Origin of the sequence: Streptomyces griseochromogenes, from assembly GCF_001542625.1 — a bacterium.
GTDB classification, from domain to species: Bacteria; Actinomycetota; Actinomycetes; order Streptomycetales; family Streptomycetaceae; genus Streptomyces; species Streptomyces griseochromogenes.
Window position 1 is genome coordinate 276,907 of sequence record NZ_CP016279.1, and the last position, 21,267, is coordinate 298,173.

Sequence of the window (21,267 nt, forward strand, 5' to 3'; positions counted from 1 at the left end):
GCGCCGATGGCCGGATTCCCGGCCCTGACCGAGCTGGACGGCGCGGGGTGGAGCGGACTGTTGCGCTGGCTCGCGGACGCGCGGCGGGACGCCCCCGTCCTGGAACTCGCCGGTATGCACCATGTGTTCCGCGCCGAGGACGTGCGCACCGTGCTGTCGGACAGCGAACTGTTCTCCTCCGACCGGACCCGGATGATGCCGCCCACCGCGCAGCTCGGGCGGGGCAACCTGACCATGATGGACCCGCCGGACCACACCCGGATGCGGCGGATCGTCAACCAGGCGTTTACGCCCGCCTCGGTCGGGGGCCTCGCCCCGGCGATCGACGAGATCGCCGGGGAACTCGTGAGCGGCCTCACGCCGGAGCGGTTCGACCTCGTGCGCGACCTCGCCTATCCGCTGCCGATCCGGGTCATCTCCCGGTTCCTCGGGCTGCCCGAGGAGGAACACGGCCGGTTCCGTACGTGGTCGGTCGGGTTCAGCCGGGGCGACGCCGCGCAGATGGACGCGATGCACCGGTACCTGGTCGAGGTGGCGGCGGCGAAGCGGGCGCGGCCGGTGCGGGACCTGATGTCACGCCTGGCGACCGCCGAGGTGGACGGAGCGCCGGCGACGGTCGACGAGATCGCCTCGCTCAGCGGCCTGATCCTGCTGGCCGGGCATGTCACCACCACCTCGCTGATCGCCGCGGCGGTCCGCGAACTGTGCGTCCGGCCGGAGCTCGCCGCCGAGGTCAGGGACCACGACCGGATCGAGGACCTGGTTCTGGAGGCGCTGCGCACCCGGCCCGCCTTCGCCCAGGTGACCAGGATCGCGGCGGGTGACGCCACACTGTCCGGCGTCACCGTCCCGGCCGGCGCCCTGGTGTCGGCGTGGATCCTGTCCGCGAACCACGACCCGCTGCTGAACCCGGACCCGGAACGCTTCCTGCTGGACCGTCCGGCCCGTCGCCACCTGTCCTTCGGGCACGGCGTGCACTACTGCCTCGGCGGTCCCCTGGCCCAGCTGGAGGCGGTCGCCGCGGTGCGCGCGGTCGTCCGCCGGTTCGCCCGCCTGACGGTGCTGGCCCCGGTGGAGTTCCACCCGCTGCCCACCCTGTCCATCCGGCGTCTCGTGCTCGCAGGGCAGGCCTATGGCGCCTGACCTGTTTCCGCGACTGCTCAGCGCGGTGCACGCCGTCGCCGGCCGGGACGGCACGCTGCTGACCACCCGCACCGGCCACCACCGCGGCCCGGCCGCGCTCCATCCGCTGCTGCACCGCCTCGCCCCGCTCCTGGACGGCCGCACGGCCGAGTCCTCGGTCCTGGACCGGGTGCCGGAGTCCGGGCGTGAGGTGGTCCGCCGAGGGCTGGACCACCTGGAGCGCTGCGGCGCTCTGCGCAGGGAGGTCATCGCACGTCCCGAGGGCATCCCGGGCCAACTCCTCGCCGTCGCCGACCTGTTCAGTGACGCCCCCTATGAGCGATGCGCGGCACTGCTCGCCGCCGGGGCCACGGTGTGCGCGCCGGCGGACTGGCTGCGGCCGCTGGAGGCGGCGCTGCACCGGCTGTCGGTACGGGCCGAGCCGTCCGCCGCGTCCGGCGCCCCCGGCGTCCTGGTGCGGATCGGCGAGGTGGAGGTGCGGCTGGCGCCGGACGACGGCTGGCTCGTCGAGCCGATCGGCGAGGTCGAGCGGGCCGTGGCCGCAGCGGCGGTCGCGGCGGAGGCCGTGGCCCGGTTCCTCGGCCGCCCGCCCCGCCCGCTGCCCGGCGCCCGCGACCTGCCCGGCCTCGACCGGCGCGGCCCGCGGACGAGTGCCGGCGCGCCGCTGCTCGACCCTTGGCCGGTGTCCGATCAGCTGCGGGCGCTCCTGCTCGATCCGGCCTCCCTGCTGCCCGCGGCGGAGCCGGAGTGCGCACGGCCCGCCGCGGTCCGGCCCCTCACGGCAGGCGAAGGGCCGCGCCTGCCCGACTGGCTCCGCGCCCTGCTGTGGTGTGTGCACGTCCCGCTGCGCTGGGAGTCGGGAGAGCTCGCGCACTCCGGCGGCTGGGCGCACCGCGGGCTTCCCTCGGCGCGGGGGTTCTACCCGGTCGAGCTCTACCTGGTGACCGACACCGGCGCCTGGTACGTCGAGCCCGGGGATCTGCGGCTGGTCCCGGTCTCCCGGTCCGCGTCGGCGGAGCCGGGGTCCCGGTTCACCCTGGTGCTGACGGTGCGCGAGACCAAGGTCTCCCACCGTTACCACCGCTACGCGACCCGGCTGTGCCTCCAGGAGGCCGGTCTGGCCCTGGCGGCGCTGGGCGACGCGGCACGCGACGCGGGCATCGCCGCCGACGCGGTCGCCGAACTGGGCGAGCGGGGCCGGAGCGGACCCTGGGGCGAACTGCTGGACCTGGGTCCGGACGAGCGGCCGGTCGGCCGGATCGTCCTCGACCCGCCGCACCGTGCCCTCGACGCGCCGGCGTTCGCCCGGCATCTGGCGTTGGTGCGGCAACGACGCTCCGGGCACCGGGTGTTCAACGCCCTGGGAGCCGACCGGGTCGGTCGGCTCGGGTCGCTGCCGGCCGACCTGGCCGCCGTTCCCGACGACCGGCTCAGCGCCTTCCTGGTCGTCCACCGGCCCTGCCTCGACGCCGCGGACGGCCACTGGGAACCAGGGTGTTACCGGGTGACCGGACAGGGCCCGGAACCGGTCCGGGCGGGCCTGGAGCCCACGGAGCGACTCCAGCGCGGGCAGGACGCGATGGGCTGGCTCGCCCCGGACTACCTCAGTGCCGTGGCGACGGTGATCGTCGCGGCACCGGTCGACGAGGCCACCACCGACGTGCGACGGCTGCACGAGATCACCGCCGCGGCCGCGCGGATCGCGCACCGGGTCCTGCTCGGTGCGGCGGCGGCAGGGGCCGCGGGGCGGATCCACAACAGCCTGCGCGCCGACGTGGTCGCCGCGGTGACCGGGGACGAGCGGCTCGCCCCGCTGTTCCAGATGATCGTCGGCTTCCCAGGTCCTGACGGGACGATCACCGTCGACGTGGACGAGACAGCGTTCGTCAGCACGAAAATCACGACACTCACGGGGGATACACGATGTTGATCACTGCTCGGCAGAGCGCCGTACAGCCACTCGGCAACGTCACCACCGACTCGTTCCGGCCCGGGCAGGCGGCCGGCGGCCGATGTACCCGCTCCGCCCGGGTCCTCGACGCCATGGTCGACCTGATCCTGCGCATCGGCTACCCGAAGATCAGCGTTCAGGACGTCGCCGAGCACGTGGGCATCGGCAAGGGAACGGTGTACAAGCACTGGAACAGCAAAGAAGACATCATCGACGACGTACTGGTCCGCGAATTCGACCGTGTGCACGACCAGTTCATGGCGCACCTGCCCGGGGACCGCAGGATGGCCACCCTGCACGGTACGAGCTGTGTGCTGTACCGCCTGGTCATGGCGAATCCGGTGCTGCGGGCCTACAACACCCGTGACGGGCGTGTGCTGGGCACCCATGTGGCGGCGCAGGGGAGCCCGGACGCCCTCGGGATCTCCCTCGTCTCGGTCCTGGGGCGTTTCCCGTACCTCGAGTTGCTGCGGGACCACGGCCTGATCGTCGACGCGGTCTGCTCCCCGGAGGGCCAGCTGTCCATCGAGGCCGTCGTCAGCGGGTTCGTCGCCCGCGCCGGACACGCGGACGACCTGGAGGAGACGAATGCCTCCTCCCGCATGATGGCGACCGTGCTGCGGCGGGCGTTCGAACCCGTCGACCCGCCGGAGCCGGCGGATCACGACCGGATGACCAAGGCCATGCTGGCGGCCCGCCCGCTGCGGTCCGGGACCCCCATGCGGGCGACCCCCACGACGGGCGAACGGTGACCCTTCCGCTGCCGGACTGGGCGCCGGCCCTCTACCAAGCCCTGCACCGCGGTCCCGAGCTCGGATTCCAGGAGCACCGCACCGCCGGGCTCCTGGCCGAGGTGCTCGGCCGCGAGGGCTTCACGGTGACCCGCGGGATCGGGGGGACCGGCCTCGCGGCGGTGCTCGACCGCGGCCCCGGCCCGGTCGTCGCGGCGCGCGCGGAGCTGGACGCCCTGCCGCTCCAGGAGCGGACCGGCGCGGCCTTCGCCAGCGAGGTGGACGGCGTGACGCACGCCTGCGGGCACGACCTGCACATGGCGGCACTCGCCGGGGCGGCCGCGCAACTCGCGTCCCGGCCCGACCTGCCGCCCGGGCGGATCGTCCTCGTCCTGCAGCCCGCGGAGGAACTCGGCAGCGGCGCCGCCAGGATGGTCGAGGACGGCCTGGCCGACGTCGTCCCGCGCCCCGACGTCCTGCTCAGCCAGCATGTCTCGGCCATGGCACCGGCCGGTGTGCTGGTCTCCACGTCCGGGACGGCGCTCGCCGCGGCGGACACGCTCGTCGTCACGGCACGCGCCCCGGGCGGGCACACCGGCCAGCCGGATTCCGGCCCGGACCCGGTGCTGTTCGCCGCGGGTCTCACCCAGCGCCTGCACACCGTGGTGGGCCGTGACGTGGCGCCGTTCGAGCAGGCGGTGGTGTCCGTGCCCGGGATAGCGGCACCGTCCGCACCGGGACTGCGCGCGCCCCGCGCCGCCGTGACCGTCAACATCCGCACCTTCGAGGAACGCGTGCGCCAGGCGGTCCTCGACCGCGTCGACGCGCTGGTGCGGGCGGAGGCCGCCGCCGCGGGCCTCGCCTTCGGCGACGACGTCCAGCTGACCCATGACACGCACGTTCCCCGAGTGGAGAACGACGCGCAGGTCCGCGACCGCCTGGCCGCGGTCCACCGCGAACGGCTGTCCATGGGCCATCTCTCCGTCCCGCCCGCGCTCGCCTCGGACGATGTCAGCCTTCTCGTGCGCGCCTTCGGCTGTCCGGCCGTGTACTGGTTCGTCGGGTCCGGCGAACCCGGCGGTCGGCTCGGTCCGGTGCGGCCCGCCTGCCACACCGACGCGTACCTCCCCCATCCGGCGACCCTCGCCGTCGCCACCGCCGCGATGCGTGAGGCACTGCTGGCCGGGCTGTCCGGCGATCTGTACGGGCCGGCCGGTCGGGCCGGTTCCTGATCGCCACCGGTGCGGAACGGGCAGGCGGCCGGCCTGCCCGTTCGACGGCCACGGTCACGCTGATCCGGTTCGAGAACCCCGGCCCGTTCCCGCAGGCGCTTCAGCACCGCTCATTCGGTGTCGGCGGACCGGTGGGCGTCATGGTCGGGGAAGAGGGTCGCGGCCACGTGCTGGGTGTCGGTGTACTCGACGACCGAGGCGATCTTGCCGTCGCGCACCGTGTAGATGCCCATGCAGCGGTTGTCGTAGGTGCCGCCGTACACGGTCTTGGCCTTGGAGGTCCATTCGGCCACCACACGGTCGCCCTCGGCGATCGTGCCGACCAGTTCGATCTCCAGGGTGCCGGGGACGAGGACCGGTCCCAGGCCGCCGAGGAACTCGTTGATGATCACGTCGCGGCCGTGCCACACCTTGGAAATGGGCAGGTCGCCCGGGTAGTGCCAGGTCGCGTCCGCGGCGAAGCTGTCATGGATGACGTCGGCGGCGCCGTCGCGCACGGCCTCGACGTAGCGGATGACGACGGCCCTGGGGTCGGTGGTGGTCATGGTCTTGCTCCTTCGGTCGTTGTCGCGTCCGGTCGTTCCGGCGTGGTTCAGGAGAGGGTGAGGACGGCCTTGCCGCGGATGCGGCGGTCGCGCAGGTCGGTCAGGGTGGTCGCGGTGTCGGCCCAGTCCGTGACGCGGCCGATCTCGGGGTGCAGCCGGCCTTCGGCGGTCAGCCGGACGAGCGCCGCCAGGTCGTCGTCGAGGCGGGTGTCGGCGTCGAGGTAGTGGAAGTGGCGGATGACAGCCGATTCGGGCCCGGTGAAGAAGTCGAAGAAGTCGAGTGTCGCCGCCGTGCGGCTGGCCTGGCCGAACCAGATCAGCGTGCCGCGCCTGGCGAGCCGGGCGAGCGCGAGGGGCAGGGCGTGGCCGCCGGTCGACTCCAGCACGATGTCGTACGGGCCGCGGGCGTCGGCGACGTCATGGACGATCTCGGCGGCGCCGAGTTCGGCAAGCCGGGCGCCGCGTTCGGCGTCCCTGGTCACAGCGGTGACCTGAGCCCCGGCCGCGGCCGCGAGTTCGGTGACGAAGTGGCCCACGCCGCCGGAGGCACCGGTCAGCAGTATCCGCCGGCCGAGCACCGGTCCGGCAGCACGCAGCAGCCGCAGCGCGGTGAGCCCGGCCAGCGGCAGTGCCGCGCCCTGGAGCACGGAGACGTCGTCCGGAAGCTCGGCGAGCGCGCCGGCCGGCACCGCCACGTACTCCGCCCAGCCGCCTGACATGGGATGGCCGACGACCCGCGCGATCCCGGAGGGTCCGCTGCCGTCTGCGGCTGGCTGCACCACCAGGCCCGCGATGTCCTTGCCGGGGCGCTCGCCGGGGGCGGGCTTCTCCAGCTTGAAGGTCTCGCCCCGGTTGACCGAGAACGCCTCGACCTTCACCAGCGCCTCGTCGGGGCGCGGCGTCGGCTCGGGGACGTCGGCGAGCACGACCGGCTCGGCGGGATCTCCGGTCGGTACGAAGGCTTTCATCGTGGTCATCTCCTCGGTGGCCCGGGGGCGTTCCCCCGGTGCTGTCTTCCGGGAACCATTCGACCGGGCGGGACCAAGGCCCGGCCAACAACAAAACCGGTTGGCCGACAACGGAGGGTTGTCGCATAAGGTCAGCGGCATGGACCTCGACCTCGCCCTGGTCCGCGCCTTTGTCGCGACCGCCGGGACACTGCACTTCGGGCGGGCTGCCGAGGAGCTGAACACCAGTCAGCAGGCGCTGTCCAAACGCATCGCGCGGCTGGAGGAGTCGCTGGCCGTCCGGCTGTTCGAGCGTCAGGGCGGCATCCGGCTGAGCGAGGCGGGGCAGCGGTTCCTGCCGGCCGCGCGCGAGGCGCTCGCGGCGGGCGAGCGGGCGATCGCGGCGGTGGCGGGCGCCGGACCGGTCGTACGGATCGACACCTGGGGCCATCTGTACGCGCCGATGCGCACGGTCGCCGAGGCGGTACGGGCGCTCGGCGCGGTGCGGTGGGAGCCGGGCCCGGGACGTGACTGGCCGTCGGTCGCGGGGGCGCTGCTGCGCGGCGACACGGACCTGGGATTCGGCCGGGTGCACCCGCTGCCCGACGGCCGGGACGCGGGACTCACCCAGCGTCTGGTGCGGCTGGAACCCGTCGACGCGGTGGTCGGCCCGGCTCATCCGTCGGCCGGCGCCGACGCACTGCGCCCGGCCGATCTGCGCGACAGTGTCCTGTGGTGCCCGGCCGAACTGAACCGCCTGGACTTCCTGCGCCGCTTCGCCGACGAATTCCGGATCACGCGGCGGCAGGACGGCCCCAATCTGGGCCTGGACCATCTCGTCCAGCGCCTGCGCACCGACCCCGAGGGCTTCACCGTCTTCCCCGCGGACGCGCCGCTGCCGGACCATATGGGCCTGCGCTGTATCCCGCTCGTCGAGCCGACACCGCTGTACGCGTGGTCGCTGGCCTGGCGGGAGTCGTCCCGCCACCCTCTGCTCGACACCTTGCTGCGCGGCTTCGCCGAAGCCGGCCGTACCCGGCGCTGGCTGGAGTACGAACCGCAGCGCGACTGGCTCCCCGACACCGACCATCCGAAACTCGCGGTCGGTTAGGAGCCTTCGCGCCCACCACGGTCCCGCCGCTTCGGCTTGGGCGTCAGCACGGTTCAGCTGCCGGACGGCGTCCTGCCTCCCGGCCTTTTCGGCATAGCGTTCACCGCCACTCCATTGCAACGGCAGGGGCCGTGCGCGGCACGGTCACCCTGCGCACCGAGAACGGCGACATCTCCGTCGGTGCCGCCCGCGGCGTCTCGGCCGCCCTGGACGCCGGCACCGCCCACGGCCGGATCCACAACGCGCCCAAGAACGCCGACGGCACCCCGGGCCTGAGCATCCACGGCCGCGAGGGGGTGCCCGAAGCCGGGCACCCCCTCGGCCGGTCCGGTCAGGCGGGCGGGCGGGCCGACTCACGGTCGCGCGGCGGGCCGTCGCAGCGGCGGACCTCCACCCGGCCCGAATCGCTGAGCGGCATCGCTCGCGCCCAGCTCAGCGCCTCTTCCTCGGAGGGGACGTCGATGATCCAGAGTCCGCCGACCTCCCGTACCCCTTCGCCGGCGCGCTCCTCGTGTTCGGCACAGGCAGGGCGGGCGAGCCGTGCTCCGTAGACGATCCGGACGCCTGCCTCCGTCATCGCGCGGCCGTACGCGCGGTTGGCGGTGAAGCGCTCCTCGCGTTCCTGCGGGGTCATCCGGTCCCAGTCCGTCTCCTGCCCGAAGACCAGCAGCGCGAATTCCATGTTCGTCCCCTTTCCAGGCGGCTTGCCGGTTTCCCGGCGGCTTTCCGGTCGGCGCCGTCGCACCGGCTACATCTGACGGCTCGCCAGGCGGGCGAAGAGCCCGTCCCGGGCGGCGAGCAGTTCCTCGTACCGGCCCTGCTGGACGACCCGGCCCTGGTCCATGACGATGATCCGGTCGGCTTCGGCGACCGTGGAGAGCCGGTGCGCGATCACCACCCGGGTGGCGTTCAGGCGCCGGGTGCTCTCGGTGACCAGGCGCTGGGTCGGGTTGTCCAGTGCGCTGGTGGCCTCGTCGAAGAAGACGATGCGGGGCCGGGAGACCAGCGCGCGGGCGATCATCAGGCGCTGGCGCTGTCCGCCGCTGAGGGTGCTGGTGCCCTCCGAGAGCACGGTGTTCATGCCCATCGGCAGGGCCGCGATGTCCTTGTCGATTCCGGCCATCTCGGCAGCCGCCCAGGCGTCGTCCAGCGTGTGGTTGGTGCTGCCGACGATGTTGGCCTTGATGTCCCCGGCCAGCAGCGCCCCGTGCTGCAGCACCACGCCGCACTGCCGGCGTACCGCCGAGACCTCCAGCTCGCCCAGGTCCTGTCCGTCGTAGAGCACCGTCCCGCTCTCCGGCCGCTCGAAGCCGAGCAGCAGCCGCAGCACCGTCGACTTGCCACTGCCGGACGGTCCGACGATCGCCACGAACTCCCCGGGCTCGATGGTCAGCGTGACGTCCTGCAGGGCGGCCGGGCCGTCCTGGCCGTAGCGGAAGGTGACATGGCTCAGACCCAGCCGGCCGGACAGGTCGCCCGGGTCCGCCTTGGTGTCGTCCACCTCCGGCGTGCCCTCCAGGATCGGCCGCAGCCGCTCCAGCATCGGCACCACACCCAGGGCGGTGACCGCCGCCGAGGTGAACTGCAGGCTCGACGCGATCAGCAGATTGAACGCGGTGAAGAAGGAGAGGAAGACCGGGATCGGGACGTCGCCGTCCAGCGGGCCGGCGATCACACCGAAGATGACCACCGAACACACCAGGGGAAAACCGGCGTTGAAGGTGGTGACGGCGTTCTGGACGCGGCGTGCGGAGGCGGCCAGACCGCGCCCCTTGCCGAACTCCGCGGCCCACACCCCGAACACCCGGTCCTCGGCCGCGGTGACCCGCAACTTCGGTACGGCGGTGAGCAGTTGGAAGACGCGCGAGGACATCGCCTGCTCGTGTGCGTAGAGCCGCCGCTGCCAGCGGAGTTCCAGCCGCCCGGCGAGCAGCCCGAAGCCGGCGCCGAACAGCACCAGCGCGGTCGCCAGGCCCGCCAGCCGCAGATCGTAGAAGTAGACCAGCACCAGGTTGGCCAGGCCGGTGAGCAACCCGAGGGTCGCGGTGGTCATCATCCCCGACAGGGTCTCCTGCGCCGCGCTGACGCCCAGCACGGTCGTCCCCAGTTCCCCGGTGGAGTAGCCGGAGAAGAACGACGCGGGCAGCGAGAGCAGCCGGGTCCAGACTCCCACCTGCATGGCGGCGGTCGAGCGGCTCTCGATGCGCAGCACGGCGATGTTCTGCACCACGGAGAGCGCGGCGACGGCCATCGCGGAACCGATCACCACCACCGCGCCCTCGGTGATCAGGCCGCGCTGGGCGTGTGCCACGAAGGTGCCGAGCACCGCACCCGTCATCACCGGGACCAGCAGCCCGATCACCGCGATCAGCACGGCCATCCCCGCGAACATCCACAGATCGCGCCGGTTGTTGCGCATCCCGAAGCGCAGCAGCCCGCCGACCGTGCGGACGGTGAGCGGCAGCGGACGGTAGAGCACCGTCGCCTTGTTCTGCAGCTCGCCGGCGAGTTCGGGGGTGAGCGGGGTGACCGTGCCGTTCTCGGCCAGGACGTAGCGGCCGCTCACCGGGAGCAGCGCCACCGCGTCGCCGCCGACCTTGCGGTAGCCGACCATGGGGCCGAGGTCCCCGCGCCACCAGCGGCCGTCGAGCCGGACGGTGCGGGTGCGGACGCCCGAGGCGAGGGCGATGGCCTGGAGCTCGTCCAGATGCCGGTCGTGGCCGTTGCCCGCCACCGGCGCCTTGACGGTGAAGCCCTGGTGGCCGGCGACCAGCCGGGCCGCCGCGAGGGTCGGCGGGTCGCCGGCCGCGTCACCGATCCGGACCCGCGAGGACGTGTCGTGCAGGACGGACTCGAAGCCGCGAGCGGAGTGCGCCAGGGTGCCGGCGTCACGCTCCCGGCGGGCGGCGAGCAGTTCGGTCTCGGCCGCGCACCGGGTCTCGACCCGGCGGTCCACGGTGTAGAGCAGTCGGCCGCAGTGCGTCTCCAGCCGCTCCCACAGCTCGCCCCCGTCGAGCAGTTCGGGCAGCGAACGGGCACTGACGGTCGCGGCGCCGCTCGCGACGAGCCAGTCCCGCTCGGTGAGGCACACGTCCGCTCCGGCGGTGAGCTCGCCGTCCGCCCCCTCGGGCAGCTCGACGGTGCCGTCCTCGATCCGCACCCACCGCACCCCGTCCACCGAGCGGAGCGCCTGGCCCTTCTTGAGCGTGGTGGGCCCGGTGGTGGACAGCGGAGTGAAATCGCGCGGCGGCAGGGTGTCGCGCAGGGCGCCGGCGAGCGCCGTGATGCCCTTGGCGAGTCCGCCCAGGAACTGGTCCACGGCCTGCTGCTGTTCGGATGCGGAAAGGGCCCGGGCGGCGGCCCCGGCCGCGGTACCGCACGGGCGTCCCAGCGCCGCGAGTCCCTCGGTCCAGGCGCCGGCCAGGAAGGAGACCTCGGCGCCGAGCACCGGGCGGGCCACGATGCCGTGCAGCGGGCCGGCGGGTGCGCCGGGCAGCAGGGTGCCGGCCTCGATCCGGCACAGGAAGTGCCAACGGCCGCTGGGTTCCCGGTCGGAGAGCCGTACCGCGAACAGATCGACGGCGCCGGCCAGCACGAGCAGCATCCGGCTCGGGTCGTCCAGGACGAGGTAGCGGTCCGCCTGCTGGTCCACCGGGTCGGCTGCCTCGGTGAAGTACGCGGCGAAGGCGCTGCCGGTCGCGGGGTCTCTGCCGGTGACCGGGGCCTTGTCGGTGACGGCGGTACTCACAGCTCGTCCTCCTCCTCGCGCCGCGAGGACTCGATGAGGGCGGTGTAGTGTCCGCCCAGCGCCAGCAGCTCCTCGTGGGTGCCTCGTTCGACGATCCGGCCCTGCTGCAGTACGACGATCTCGTCGGCGTCGCGGACCGTGGAGAGCCGGTGGGCGATGATCAGGCAGGCGCAGCCTCGTCGGCGCAGGTTGTCCATGATGGTGCGTTCGGTCTCCGGGTCGAGCGCGCTGGTCGCCTCGTCGAGCACCAGCAGGGTGGGCTCCGTGGCGAGTGCTCTGGCCAGCTCCAGGCGCTGGCGCTGCCCGCCGCTGAAGTTGCGGCCGCCCTCCAGGACCGGGCTGTGGACACCGCCGGGCCGGGTCATCACGGTGTCGAAGACGGCCGCGTCACGCAGCGCGGCGGTGACCGCCTCGTCGGACACGTCGTCGTTCCACAGCGTCAGGTTGTCGCGGACAGTGCCCTCGAAGAGCGAGATGTCCTGGTCGACATAGGCGAGCGAGGTGGCCAGCACGGTGCGCGAGATCTCCTCGCGGGGTCTGCCGTCGAGCAGGATTCGTCCCTCGCCGGGGGCGTAGAGCCCGGTCAGCAGCCGGCCCAGGGTGGACTTTCCGCTGCCCGAGCCGCCGACCACGGCGACCCGGCGGCCCGGCACCACGGTCAGGCTCAGCTCTTTGATCACCGGTTCCGACAGCGGGCTGTAGCTGAAACCGACGTTCTCGAACTCCAGCGTGCCGTCGAGTTTGGCGGTGGCCTCAGGGTCGGCGGTGGCGAAGCAGGCGGCCACCGGGTAGCGCTCGACGTCGTACAGCCGCTTGATGTCGGCCGTGACATCCTGCAGTCGGCCTCCCAGGTTGGTCAGTTGGGCGACCGGGCGGCTGAGCGCGGACAGCAGCGTCTGGAACGAGACCAGCAGGCCCACGCTCATCGCTCCGTCCACCACCCGCTGCCCGCCCACCAGCAGGATGAGACCGCTGTTGAGGGCGGCCAGCATCGGGGGCACCACGGTGAGCACGGCGCTGGGGATGCCGAGCTTCTGCTTGGCGGAGACCACCTTGGCCAGGAAGCCGCCCCAACGGCTGAAGGCCTCCGGTTCGGCGCCGGTCGCCTTGACCGTCTCGATCAGCGACAGGGTGGTGAAGGTGGTCGCCGTCAGATTGCCGCGGTCCGTGCGCAGGGCGGCCACCGCGTCCGTCCGGGCGCGTGACACGGCGTGCAGCACGACGACGTTGAGCAGCGCCATGCCCACCCCGATCACCCCGAGCAGGATGTCGTAGCGGATCAGGATCGCCGCGTAGAAGAGCACCAGGCCCAGGTTGATCACGGTCAGCGCGAGGTCCCGGGACAGGATCTCGGCGACCATGTCGTTGCCGGCCACCCGCTTGGCGACCTCGGCAGGGCGCCGCTGCAGGAAGAAGTCCACGGGCAGCCGCAGCAGATGGCGGAAGAACCGGGCCGAACTCACCAGCCCCATCCGGATCTCCAGCCGCAACAGGTAGTGCCGCTGCACCGAGGTGAGGATGAAGACCGCTACCGAGGTCAGGGCCATGGCGACCAGCAGCGGGAGGAGATAGCCGCTCCCGCTGCCGGCCAGTACCCGGTCGATGAAGACCCGGGTGTACGCGGGGATCGCGATGCCCGGGACGACCAGCAGCAGACTGGCCAGCAGAACCAGCGGCATCGCCCGTCCGGTCGGCAGCCGCCGCTCCAGCAGGGCGCGCCCGACTCCGCCCCTGCTGCCTCCGGGCCGGAAGTCCGGGCCCTTCTCGAAGGACAGCACGATCCCGGTGAAGCCGGAGTCGAACTCGTCCCACTCCATCAGCCGCGGCCCGCTCGCCGGATCGTTGACCGCGACGACGGTCCGGCCGTACCGGGTACGGATCCCCTCGACCACCATGAAGTGCTGGAAGGCCCAGAAGATGATCACCGGCCCGGCCAGGTCGCGCAGCTGGTCGGCCTCCGTCTGGTAGCCGCGGGCCGTCAGGCCGAAGGTGCGGGCGGCGGAGAGCAGCGTGGACGCGCGGGCGCCGTCCCGGGACACCCCGCACACGCCGCGCAGGTCCTCCAGCGGAACGTGGCGGCCGTGGTGGGCGAGGATCATGGCGAGGCTGGCCGCGCCGCACTCCACCGATTCCATCTGCAGGACGGTGGGAACGGCGTGCCGCCAGGGGCGGGGCCGCCGCGCCCAGCGGCTTCCGGAACGGGGCCCGCCGCGCCCGGCGGTGCCGCCGGGGCTCGCACCCGGTGCGTCGCGCCGGGTCTCAGGCATCGTGGATGTCATCGCAGCACCCCCTCAGCGGCCGAGAATCAGATCGAACGGCGTCTGCCGGCCCACGTTGATCGTCGCGGTGACCGAGACCTGGGTGTCCAGCGGCATCGGCGGACCGCTCTGCGAAGTCCAGGCGAAGCCGCTCCGGGTCGACGCGTCGGGAATCAGATCCACCACCACCAGCCGCGGCGGTGCCCCGTTCAGATAGGGCCGGGCCGCCAGCTCCCCGCCGACCAGGCCGGACACGGCCTCCTTGGTGAGCGCGTACGGGCTGATCGAGCTGATCCTCCCGCGCAGCAGGCCGAAGGCGCCGGCAGGCGCGGTGGACACCGAGAGGTCCACGGAGTCGCCCTGCCCGAGTCCGGCCGCGCGGGTGGCGGGGACGAAGACCATCGCGACCATCCGGTCCCCGGCATGGTCGGTGCGCTCGACCGAGGCGACGGGCGAGCCCGGCGCGACCACCTGCCCGTCGGTGACGGACAGCCCGACCACCCGCCCGCCGAAGGGGCTGGTGATCGCCTGGAGCCGGCCCCGGGCGTCCTGCACCTTGATCACCGTCTCCCCGGGCCGGACACTGTCGGCAGGCCGTGTCAGGACGCTGCGCACCATCCCGCTGTACGGGCTCTGGATCATCGCGGTGCCGCTGGGGCGGGTGAGCAGGCCGGGCGCGTCCACGGTGATCGGGATCCGGCCGGCGAAGGTCCACAGCAGCGCCGCGCTCATGGTGATCAGAACGACGAACAGCGCGATCCAGCCGCGTGGCGCGGCCAGCAGGGTCGGCGAGTCGAGCTCGTCCGGCTCCCGCATCCGCTGCAGAGCCTTGAAGCGGAACTTCATCGCCGGTCCCCTCCTCGGGATGTCATCTCTTGGGCTCTCTTCGCGGGACGCCGACGTCCTGACGGAGCGTCATCGGCTTGCTTCCGACGACCAGTTCCCCGACCGTGCCCTCGGTGAAGAAGTCCAGACCGCTGGCCGCGGCGAAGTCGGCCGCGTCGCCTCCGCCGAGGCCGCAGACCGCGAGGTCCATCGCGGTGGCGACCAGATAGAAGGTCTGGTAGAGCACGCCGACGTGCTTCAGGATCAGCGGATAGGCGACCGTCTCGTACTTCCACATGACCCGGCCGAAACGGGCGGTGACCAGCAGCACCACCTGAGGGTCGGACGCCATCAGGGCGGACTCGCGGGCACCGGCGACCAGCGCCGCGGTGGCCGGGCCCGGCTCGGCGACCAGCTCCAGCTCGTGCCGGTCGGTCGCGTAGTGCCACAGCCCCGGCTTCAGGCCCGCGCACTCCGTCACCAGCGGATAGACCTCCAGCTCGTGCACCGCGCCGCCGCTCGGGTACGGACGGTCGGCATGCTCCTGGCGGTCCCCGCCGGTGAAGGTCTGCCGACGGCGCATGGTGCGGTAGAGCAGCTCACCGAGCCGGTCCACGGTCAGCGGCGACTGTTCGTCGTGGTCGCGGACCGAACGGCGCTGCTCCAGCACCTCGGTGAGCGGCTTGTCCGTACGGGCGAGTGCGGCGAGATCCGGAACGGCCAGCGCGACCTTCTCGCCGGGAAAGGGCGGGGGAGAGGCGGGCTCGGGTGCGAAGCGGTCGCCGAACCGGTACGTACCGCCGTACCCGGCCACCGTCGAGGGCCGCCTGGTGCGGGAGTGGAACATCAGGTCGAGCGCCGACCACTGGGCGAACCGCCGCTCGCTCGCCTCCGGTTCCTGCCCGGCCGAGCCGTAGGCCAGCAGTCCGGCCACGTCGAACAGCCGGAGGATCTGGCGGACGGCGTCCAGGGTGAGCCCGCCGGGCAGCTGCGCGAGCGCGGCGGGGCTGGTCCACCCGGCGAGAGCGGGAAGCAGCCCCGCCGCCCCGGTGCCCAGCTCCACGGCCAGCGCACTGCCCGGCGCGCGGATCACCAGCGCGCCGTCCTCGGCCCCGGCGGTGGCGAAGCGGGAGAGCTTCACCTGCCGGGTGGGGTCGGGGACGGGGCCCGGCAGGGCGGCGCCCCGGCCGATCGGCCGCAGCCGGGCCAGCGGCTCGTCGGCGGCCCCCGTCACCCGGTGGACGGAGTGCTCCAGCATTCCGGCCATGCCGAGCCGGCGGAAGGTCAGCTGCCAGCGCAGCAGCCCGCTCTCGCCGTCCCGGGCGGCCACCAGGGCCCCGAGATCGTCCTCGGTGTGTTCTGCGAAGGCCAGCGCGGCCACCGCCTCGCGGGCTCCGGCGGACAGGTCCGGCAGGTTCAACGAGCCGACGGGGCCGGTGAGCCGGACCGTGCGGGCGGCGGCCGGCGCCGGGTCGCAGCCGGCGTCGCGACGCAGCCGGACGCGGCGGACCACCCGGGCGGTGCCGGTCCCGGTCGTGGGGGCGGCGAGGCCGGTCGGCGCCGCGGTGGTCGTCCGCGCACCGGTCTGTGCGGCGGTCGTCTGTGCCGCGGTCTGCGCGGCTGTCGTCTCTACGGTCATCTCTGGGGTTACCCGGCCCGTTCTAGAAGAAGACGTTCTTCGGGTTGAGCTGCTCCTCGGTGTGCGCGGTGGCCAGCAAGCCCTGCTCGACCGGCACGTCGTAGAGCCGCCCGGGAGCCAGCCGGCGCCAGAAGTGCCGCATGCCGGGGGCGATCACCTTGACCACGCTCAGGTCGAGGTCGGGCCTGCTCTGGTCGAGCACGATGATCTCGATGCCGCGGGCCCGCGCCCGCTCCACGCAGTCCCGCACATGGTCGGCCAGGTCGTCCCCGGCGGGCGGAGCGAAGTCGGTGACGACGGTCGGCGCCAGGTCCTGGGCCGGGAGCAGCCAGGGCTCCTGGGCGACGGTGGCCGTCCGGCACCATTCCAGGGTCTCCAGGTCGTCCGTCCGGTACAGGGTGGCGCCGTTCTCGTCGCGGCGGTCCACGAAGGGGAGGAACTGGTTGACCTCGGTGAGCGCGCGGATCGCGGCGATCCGCGGGTCCGGGTGCGCCCCGAAACCGACCATGATGTCCTCGACCTCATGCCTGCGCCGGGAGATGGCCGCGAAGGTGGGCACGCCCAGGTCGGAGGTGATGTCCAGGACCCACAGCTCACGGTCGACCGAGGCGTAGAAGTCGCGCATGGTCCGCACGTACGGGTCGTTCAGCGAGTCCAGGTCGAACTCGGGCCGCGGCAGCCGGTTGTACCACCACAACGCCACCGCGTCCCGCTCGACGACCTCGCAGAACCCCTGCAGGATCGCCTCCTCCAGGGTGTTGCCGCTGGCGCAGCCGTTGGAGTCGCCGACGCAGTAGAAGTGCCGTGCCAGGTCGGGGTGGCCGTACCAGGCGTAGCCGGAGGGGATCAGCCGCTCGGCGTCGTGGGTGAGCGACCAGGCGCGCGACCAGTCGAGTTCGGCGTCGGTCGGGAAGGGGTCGGGCACCAGGTGCAGCCGGTGGGACGGCTGCGCGTTCCATTCGGCGCGGCCGTCGAACTGGGCCTGGGAGAACAGCAGCAGACGGTCCATGTGGACGGCGGTGTCCGGGTCGAGATCCCGGTAGGCGGCGCGCACCACGGGCTCCTCGCCGCGCCAGACCGCCGAGTAGCGCTCGATCGCCTCGCAGACGGCGCTGACCTTGGCCTGGATCTCCGAACGGCCCTTGCCCCCGCTCTGGCCGCGCATGTTGCGGCGCAGCAGGTCCATGTTGTCGTTGACCATCGCGAAGTTGTGACCAGCAGTGAAGCTGTAGGTGATGCCGTTGCCGGTGTCGTCATGCGCGCCGAGGCGGGTGATGGCACCCAGGTGCGGGCTGATGTGGTGCTTCAGCCGGTCGTAGGTGAACTGCGGTGCCTGGACGCGGTATCCGCCGTCGGTCGTGTGCCCGGCCGGGCTCGCCGACAGCACCACCTTGGGGCTGCGCTCGGCGATCAGGCCGGGGTCGCCGCAGCTCGGGCACTGCGGCTGGCGGACCAGGGTGTGCTCGGTGGTCTGCAGGGTGGCCAGGTCCCACGTGACCATCAGCCCTTCCAGCGTGGCGGAGGAGCCGCTCGCCAGGAACTTCCCGGTCTCCGCGGCCAGCAGCTGCCCGAGCATGGCCGGACCGGCCGGGATCGCCGCGCGCGTCGGGTGGACCGGGGTGGCCTGGCCGCGCTTTCCGGCCAGGTAGCGCTCGACCTGCCGGTTGCCGCTGATCCGCTGCGCGATGCACGTCCAGCAGCCGGTGACGCCCGGGCGCAGCAGCGGGCCGAGCCAGAGGCTGGTGCCGGTCGGCTTGGCGAGCAGCCAGGGGTGTTCATCGGCCAGCCGGGCGGTGTTCAGCCGTTCCAGCGCCGGGTCGAGGTAGTCGTCGGTCAGCGCGATGAGCAGGGTGTCCTCACCGGCGGCCAGTGCCCCGGCCTCGTCCACCGCGCGGGCCCGGAAGCCGGTCGCGTGCAGCGCCTCGACCACCGGCGTGGCCGAGGTTCCCCCGAGGGCCAGGACCAGCAGCTCGGTGCGCTCCATGGCCCTCTGCACGGCGGCCGGGTCGACCCCCTGGGCGTCCCAGTAGGCCAGCACGTCCTCCGGCAGGCCGGGGCGGCCTTCGGCGAGGTGCCCGGCGGCCTCGTAACGCCGCAGCGCGGTCAGCGCCTGGCCGAGCGGCACGCTGCCGCCGAGCTCCTGCAGGATCTCGGCGACCGTGCGCCGGCCGTCCAGATAGGGCAGGAGACGCACGGCGGCGGCTCCCGGGACCAGGTAGTCCTGACCCTCGCCGAGCAGGAAGACCTTTCCGTCCACCACTTCGCTCAGAAAATGGGCCTTGAGCCGCGGCCGTTCCATGCGTCATCCCCCCGTGTTCATGAGTACTGTTGTCTCCGCCGTTTGAGAGGTGAATTGCTCTCGGGGCATTCGAACACGTGTCAAAACCCCTGTACATACTGCAAATTCGGCGCCGACAGTCCTTACGTATGGGCGCTCATTACGTATTCGACGGCACCGGTACGTAGGTGAATACGTATCCGGCAGTGCGTTGACAGCGTGATCGTGTGCGCGATACTGGTGGGCCGGCGGGCCCTTGACGGCCCAGGCGCGGGCGGGGCCGCGCCGACGCGCCAACGGGGGGACGCATTGTCGGCAGGCAGTCTGTTGCATCGTGAGCGGGAACTCGGGGAACTGGGCAGGGCACTTGACGCGGCCGGCGCCGGACGGCCCGCCGTGGTTCTCATCCAGGGGCCGAGGGGAATCGGGAAGACCGCGTTGCTGCGCGCCGCGCTGAGCCGGACACCCGGTGACGCCGTGGTGCTGCGTGCGCGCTGTCACGACAACGAACGTGACTTTCCCTACGGCGTCGTCCGCCAGCTTTTCGACCCGTTCATGAACAAGCCCGGCCGGCCGAACCGGCCGGACCGGTCGCAGCGTTCGGAATTCCCTGCGGAATCACCTGGCGGATACCTCGCGGAGGCGCTCCCGGGCGTCGATGCGACGGCCTCGGGCGCAGAAGTCGGAAACGGCCGCCACCATGTACTGAACAACCTCTTCAACGCGGCCCGTTCCCTCACCACCCGCACCCCGGTGGTGATGGCGATCGACGATCTGCATCTGGCGGACGACGCGTCCCGGCAGTGGTTCTCCTACCTCGCCCGCCGACTCGACGGCCTGCCGGTCGCGCTCCTGGCCACCACCGCCGACGAGGCCGCCGACCCGCTCACCGCCGACCTCGGCGCACTCGGTCACACCCGCACCATCACCCCGGGACCGCTCTGCGACAGCTGCGTGGCCGAGCGGGTGAGCGCGACGTTCGGTGCGCCGGTCGACCCGGAGCTCGCCGCCGTCTGCCACGACCTCTCGCGGGGGAACCCGCTGGTCCTCGAGGAGCTGGCGGCCCGGCTGCTGGACGCCCGTACGTCGCCCGGTGCGCCCGATCTGGAGGCGGTGCTGCGGATCGGCGCCGCGACCCTCGCCGACACCACGCTCAGCTGGCTGCTGCGCAGCCATCCACGGGCGATGGAGCTGCTCACCGCCCTCGCCGTGCTCGGCCCCGGTGCGGACCTGGCCACCGCCGCGCTGCTGGCCGGACAGGGAGACCTGCTGGCCGACGAGGCCCGCGCGGCGCTGCGGCGCACCGACCTGATCGACCCCGGCCCGCCGGAGACCTTCCGTCATGAGCTGGTGCGCACGGCCGTGCTGGCCCGCACCGATCCGCGCGTCCTGGTCGCGCTGCACGAGCGGGCCGGAGCCCTGCTGGTCCGGCTCGGCGCTCCCGCGGGCCGGGTCGCCGAGCATCTGATGTCCTCCGGCACAACCGGCCTGGACTGGGCGTTGCCGGTACTGCGGACGGCCGCCGGTGAAGCCGCCGCCGACGGCCGTTGGGACGACGCCGCCTGCTATCTGCAGCGCGCGCTCGCCGAGGCGACCGACCCCGCGCTGATCCAGTCGCTCACCGTGCAGCTCGGCACCGTCGAGCTGCACCGCGACCCGGCAGCCTGCGCCCGGTACGCCGCCCGTCTCGCGGTGGCCGCCGACCCGGTCGAACGGGCCCGGCTGCTGCTGCCCTTCGCCAACCCGGTGCTGGCGCTCACCGCCGCCGGAGCCGCGGTGCCGTTCGCCGAGGCGGCCGGCGCACTGACCGCCACCGAGGACCCGGCGGGCGAGCTGCTGCTGCCGCTCGCCGCGCAGGCGGTCCTGGCCGGACAGCGCACCGCCGTCCGGCGCGCGGTCGCGTCGCTGCGGGCGGCCGAGGACGGGCCCGCCGCCTCGGGCTTCCTGGGCGCGTTGGCGGCCATGGCCGCGGCCGGCGGGCGCTCACCCCGGCGCGCGGTCCGGCTGGCGGCCCGGTGCGTGAGCGGTGCTTCACCCGCCGAAGCGGGTATCGGGGTGCTCGGCGCGGCGATGGCCTTCGCCTGGAGCGGCCGGCTGGACGAGGCCGCCGTCTGGGCCGGCCGGGTGGTCCGCTCCGCCCAGCGCCTGAACCACCCGGGCGAGCTGGCGCTGGCCCTGCTGGCCCGCTCCGACATCGCCTACCGGCAGGGACACCTGGACACCGCGCTGTCCGACGCCGACCGGGCGGCTCGGCTGGCCGAGCAGATCCATGTCGACGAGCTGGTCAGGGCGGCGACCGCACTGCGGATCCGGGTTCTGCTGCGGCGCGGCCAGGCCCCGGACGAGTCGCGGCTCACCGGGGACGCGCTGCCCGCCGACACCCATCCGCTGATCCGGGCGGTGGTGCTGGAGACCCGCGGACTGGTCGCGGCGGCGCGCGGTGACCACGAGGAAGCGCTCCGGCTCTTCCTGGAGTGCGGCCACCAGCTGGCCGTGCGGGGCATCGCCAACCCCGCCTGCGTCCCGTGGCGCACCCACGCCGCCCAGGCGTATCAGACGCTGGGCGAGTACGCCGCGGCCCGGACCATCGCCGCCGACCCGCTGCCCGGTACGGACACCCGTCCCCGCCCGGCGCCGGATCGCGGCCCGGTGATCGGTACGCGGGACGCGGGACCGGTCCGGCTCACTCCGAGCGAGCGCCGGGTGACCGAGCTCGTGCTGCAGGGGCTGAGCAATCTGGAGGTGGCCGAGCGGCTCTGCCTGAGCAAACGTACGGTCGACACCCACCTGGGCCGGATCTACCGCAAGCTCGCCATCAAGGGGCGTCCCGAACTCGCGGCGGCGGTCAAGGCGTTGTGA

14 protein-coding genes and 1 pseudogene are annotated in these 21,267 nt (G+C 73.1%); 7 read left to right on the forward strand and 8 right to left on the reverse strand.

The features are described from left to right. Window positions 1–6: 6 nt before the first annotated feature. Genes AVL59_RS01330 through AVL59_RS01345 form a run of 4 tightly spaced genes read left to right on the forward strand, consistent with a single transcriptional unit; the run spans window position 7 to window position 5,057 of the window. A complete protein-coding gene (locus AVL59_RS01330) occupies window positions 7–1,143 on the forward strand; it encodes a cytochrome P450 (protein ID WP_067299374.1) in 1,137 nt (378 codons plus the stop codon). Continuing rightward, complete coding sequence (locus AVL59_RS01335; RefSeq protein ID WP_067299375.1) at window positions 1,133–3,073, forward strand: hypothetical protein; 1,941 nt, start codon at window positions 1,133–1,135, stop codon at window positions 3,071–3,073. Before AVL59_RS01330 ends, AVL59_RS01335 begins: the two co-directional genes overlap by 11 nt. Then, the gene (locus AVL59_RS01340; RefSeq protein ID WP_067299376.1) at window positions 3,067–3,846 is read left to right on the forward strand and encodes a TetR/AcrR family transcriptional regulator; all 780 of its coding nucleotides are present in this window, start codon (window positions 3,067–3,069) and stop codon (window positions 3,844–3,846) included. Before AVL59_RS01335 ends, AVL59_RS01340 begins: the two co-directional genes overlap by 7 nt. Continuing rightward, window positions 3,843–5,057: an amidohydrolase gene (locus AVL59_RS01345; protein WP_067299377.1), complete on the forward strand. Its 1,215-nt coding sequence runs from the start codon at window positions 3,843–3,845 to the stop codon at window positions 5,055–5,057. Before AVL59_RS01340 ends, AVL59_RS01345 begins: the two co-directional genes overlap by 4 nt. 110 nt (window positions 5,058–5,167) lie before the next feature. On the opposite strand, the gene AVL59_RS01350 is transcribed toward AVL59_RS01345, so the two are convergent. Further along, on the reverse strand, window positions 5,168–5,602 hold the full coding sequence (locus tag AVL59_RS01350; protein ID WP_067299378.1) for a nuclear transport factor 2 family protein: 435 nt from the start codon (window positions 5,600–5,602) through the stop codon (window positions 5,168–5,170). A gap of 47 nt (window positions 5,603–5,649) precedes the next feature. Then, window positions 5,650–6,570: a zinc-binding dehydrogenase gene (locus AVL59_RS01355; protein ID WP_067316765.1), complete on the reverse strand. Its 921-nt coding sequence runs from the start codon at window positions 6,568–6,570 to the stop codon at window positions 5,650–5,652. A gap of 139 nt (window positions 6,571–6,709) precedes the next feature. On the opposite strand from AVL59_RS01355, the gene AVL59_RS01360 reads away from it, so the two are divergent. Continuing rightward, window positions 6,710–7,660, forward strand: coding sequence for a LysR family transcriptional regulator (locus tag AVL59_RS01360; RefSeq protein WP_067299379.1), 951 nt, complete (start codon window positions 6,710–6,712; stop codon window positions 7,658–7,660). Between the two features lie 119 nt (window positions 7,661–7,779). Beyond that, window positions 7,780–7,944: pseudogene (locus AVL59_RS56815) on the forward strand (DUF4097 family beta strand repeat-containing protein); the annotation flags it as partial. Between the two features lie 47 nt (window positions 7,945–7,991). Here the strand turns inward: AVL59_RS56815 and AVL59_RS01370 are convergent. The 6 genes from AVL59_RS01370 to AVL59_RS01395 form a co-directional block, all read right to left on the reverse strand. Continuing rightward, a complete protein-coding gene (locus tag AVL59_RS01370; protein ID WP_067299381.1) occupies window positions 7,992–8,342 on the reverse strand; it encodes a YciI family protein in 351 nt (116 codons plus the stop codon). Between the two features lie 66 nt (window positions 8,343–8,408). Then, window positions 8,409–11,408, reverse strand: a complete 3,000-nt coding sequence (locus AVL59_RS01375) for an NHLP bacteriocin export ABC transporter permease/ATPase subunit (protein ID WP_067299382.1) — start codon at window positions 11,406–11,408, stop codon at window positions 8,409–8,411. Continuing rightward, window positions 11,405–13,687, reverse strand: a complete 2,283-nt coding sequence (locus AVL59_RS01380; RefSeq protein WP_067299383.1) for an NHLP family bacteriocin export ABC transporter peptidase/permease/ATPase subunit — start codon at window positions 13,685–13,687, stop codon at window positions 11,405–11,407. Before AVL59_RS01380 ends, AVL59_RS01375 begins: the two co-directional genes overlap by 4 nt. A 12-nt stretch (window positions 13,688–13,699) precedes the next feature. Next, window positions 13,700–14,512, reverse strand: coding sequence for an HlyD family efflux transporter periplasmic adaptor subunit (locus tag AVL59_RS01385; RefSeq protein ID WP_067299384.1), 813 nt, complete (start codon window positions 14,510–14,512; stop codon window positions 13,700–13,702). 22 nt (window positions 14,513–14,534) lie between these two features. Beyond that, the gene (locus AVL59_RS01390; protein ID WP_067299385.1) at window positions 14,535–16,130 is read right to left on the reverse strand and encodes a SagB family peptide dehydrogenase; all 1,596 of its coding nucleotides are present in this window, start codon (window positions 16,128–16,130) and stop codon (window positions 14,535–14,537) included. Between the two features lie 22 nt (window positions 16,131–16,152). Next, a complete protein-coding gene (locus AVL59_RS01395; protein ID WP_067299386.1) occupies window positions 16,153–18,429 on the reverse strand; it encodes a TOMM precursor leader peptide-binding protein in 2,277 nt (758 codons plus the stop codon). Window positions 18,430–18,735: 306 nt separating this feature from the next. Between AVL59_RS01395 and AVL59_RS01400 the strand changes: the two genes are divergently transcribed. Further along, the gene (locus tag AVL59_RS01400; RefSeq protein WP_159399853.1) at window positions 18,736–21,267 is read left to right on the forward strand and encodes an ATP-binding protein; all 2,532 of its coding nucleotides are present in this window, start codon (window positions 18,736–18,738) and stop codon (window positions 21,265–21,267) included.

Excerpts from the sequence above, each read along its gene's own strand:
- AVL59_RS01330 (WP_067299374.1), top strand. The coding sequence starts at position 7 with ATGGCCGGATTCCCGGCCCTGACCGAGCTGGACGGCGCGGGGTGGAGC.
- AVL59_RS01340 (WP_067299376.1), top strand. The coding sequence starts at position 3,067 with ATGTTGATCACTGCTCGGCAGAGCGCCGTACAGCCACTCGGCAACGTC.
- AVL59_RS01385 (WP_067299384.1), bottom strand. The coding sequence starts at position 14,512 with ATGAAGTTCCGCTTCAAGGCTCTGCAGCGGATGCGGGAGCCGGACGAG.
- AVL59_RS01360 (WP_067299379.1), top strand. The coding sequence starts at position 6,710 with ATGGACCTCGACCTCGCCCTGGTCCGCGCCTTTGTCGCGACCGCCGGG.
- AVL59_RS01390 (WP_067299385.1), bottom strand. The coding sequence starts at position 16,130 with ATGACCGTAGAGACGACAGCCGCGCAGACCGCGGCACAGACGACCGCC.
- AVL59_RS01370 (WP_067299381.1), bottom strand. The coding sequence starts at position 8,342 with ATGGAATTCGCGCTGCTGGTCTTCGGGCAGGAGACGGACTGGGACCGG.
- AVL59_RS01335 (WP_067299375.1), top strand. The coding sequence starts at position 1,133 with ATGGCGCCTGACCTGTTTCCGCGACTGCTCAGCGCGGTGCACGCCGTC.
- AVL59_RS01355 (WP_067316765.1), bottom strand. The coding sequence starts at position 6,570 with ATGAAAGCCTTCGTACCGACCGGAGATCCCGCCGAGCCGGTCGTGCTC.
- AVL59_RS01380 (WP_067299383.1), bottom strand. The coding sequence starts at position 13,687 with ATGACATCCACGATGCCTGAGACCCGGCGCGACGCACCGGGTGCGAGC.
- AVL59_RS01350 (WP_067299378.1), bottom strand. The coding sequence starts at position 5,602 with ATGACCACCACCGACCCCAGGGCCGTCGTCATCCGCTACGTCGAGGCC.
- AVL59_RS01395 (WP_067299386.1), bottom strand. The coding sequence starts at position 18,429 with ATGGAACGGCCGCGGCTCAAGGCCCATTTTCTGAGCGAAGTGGTGGAC.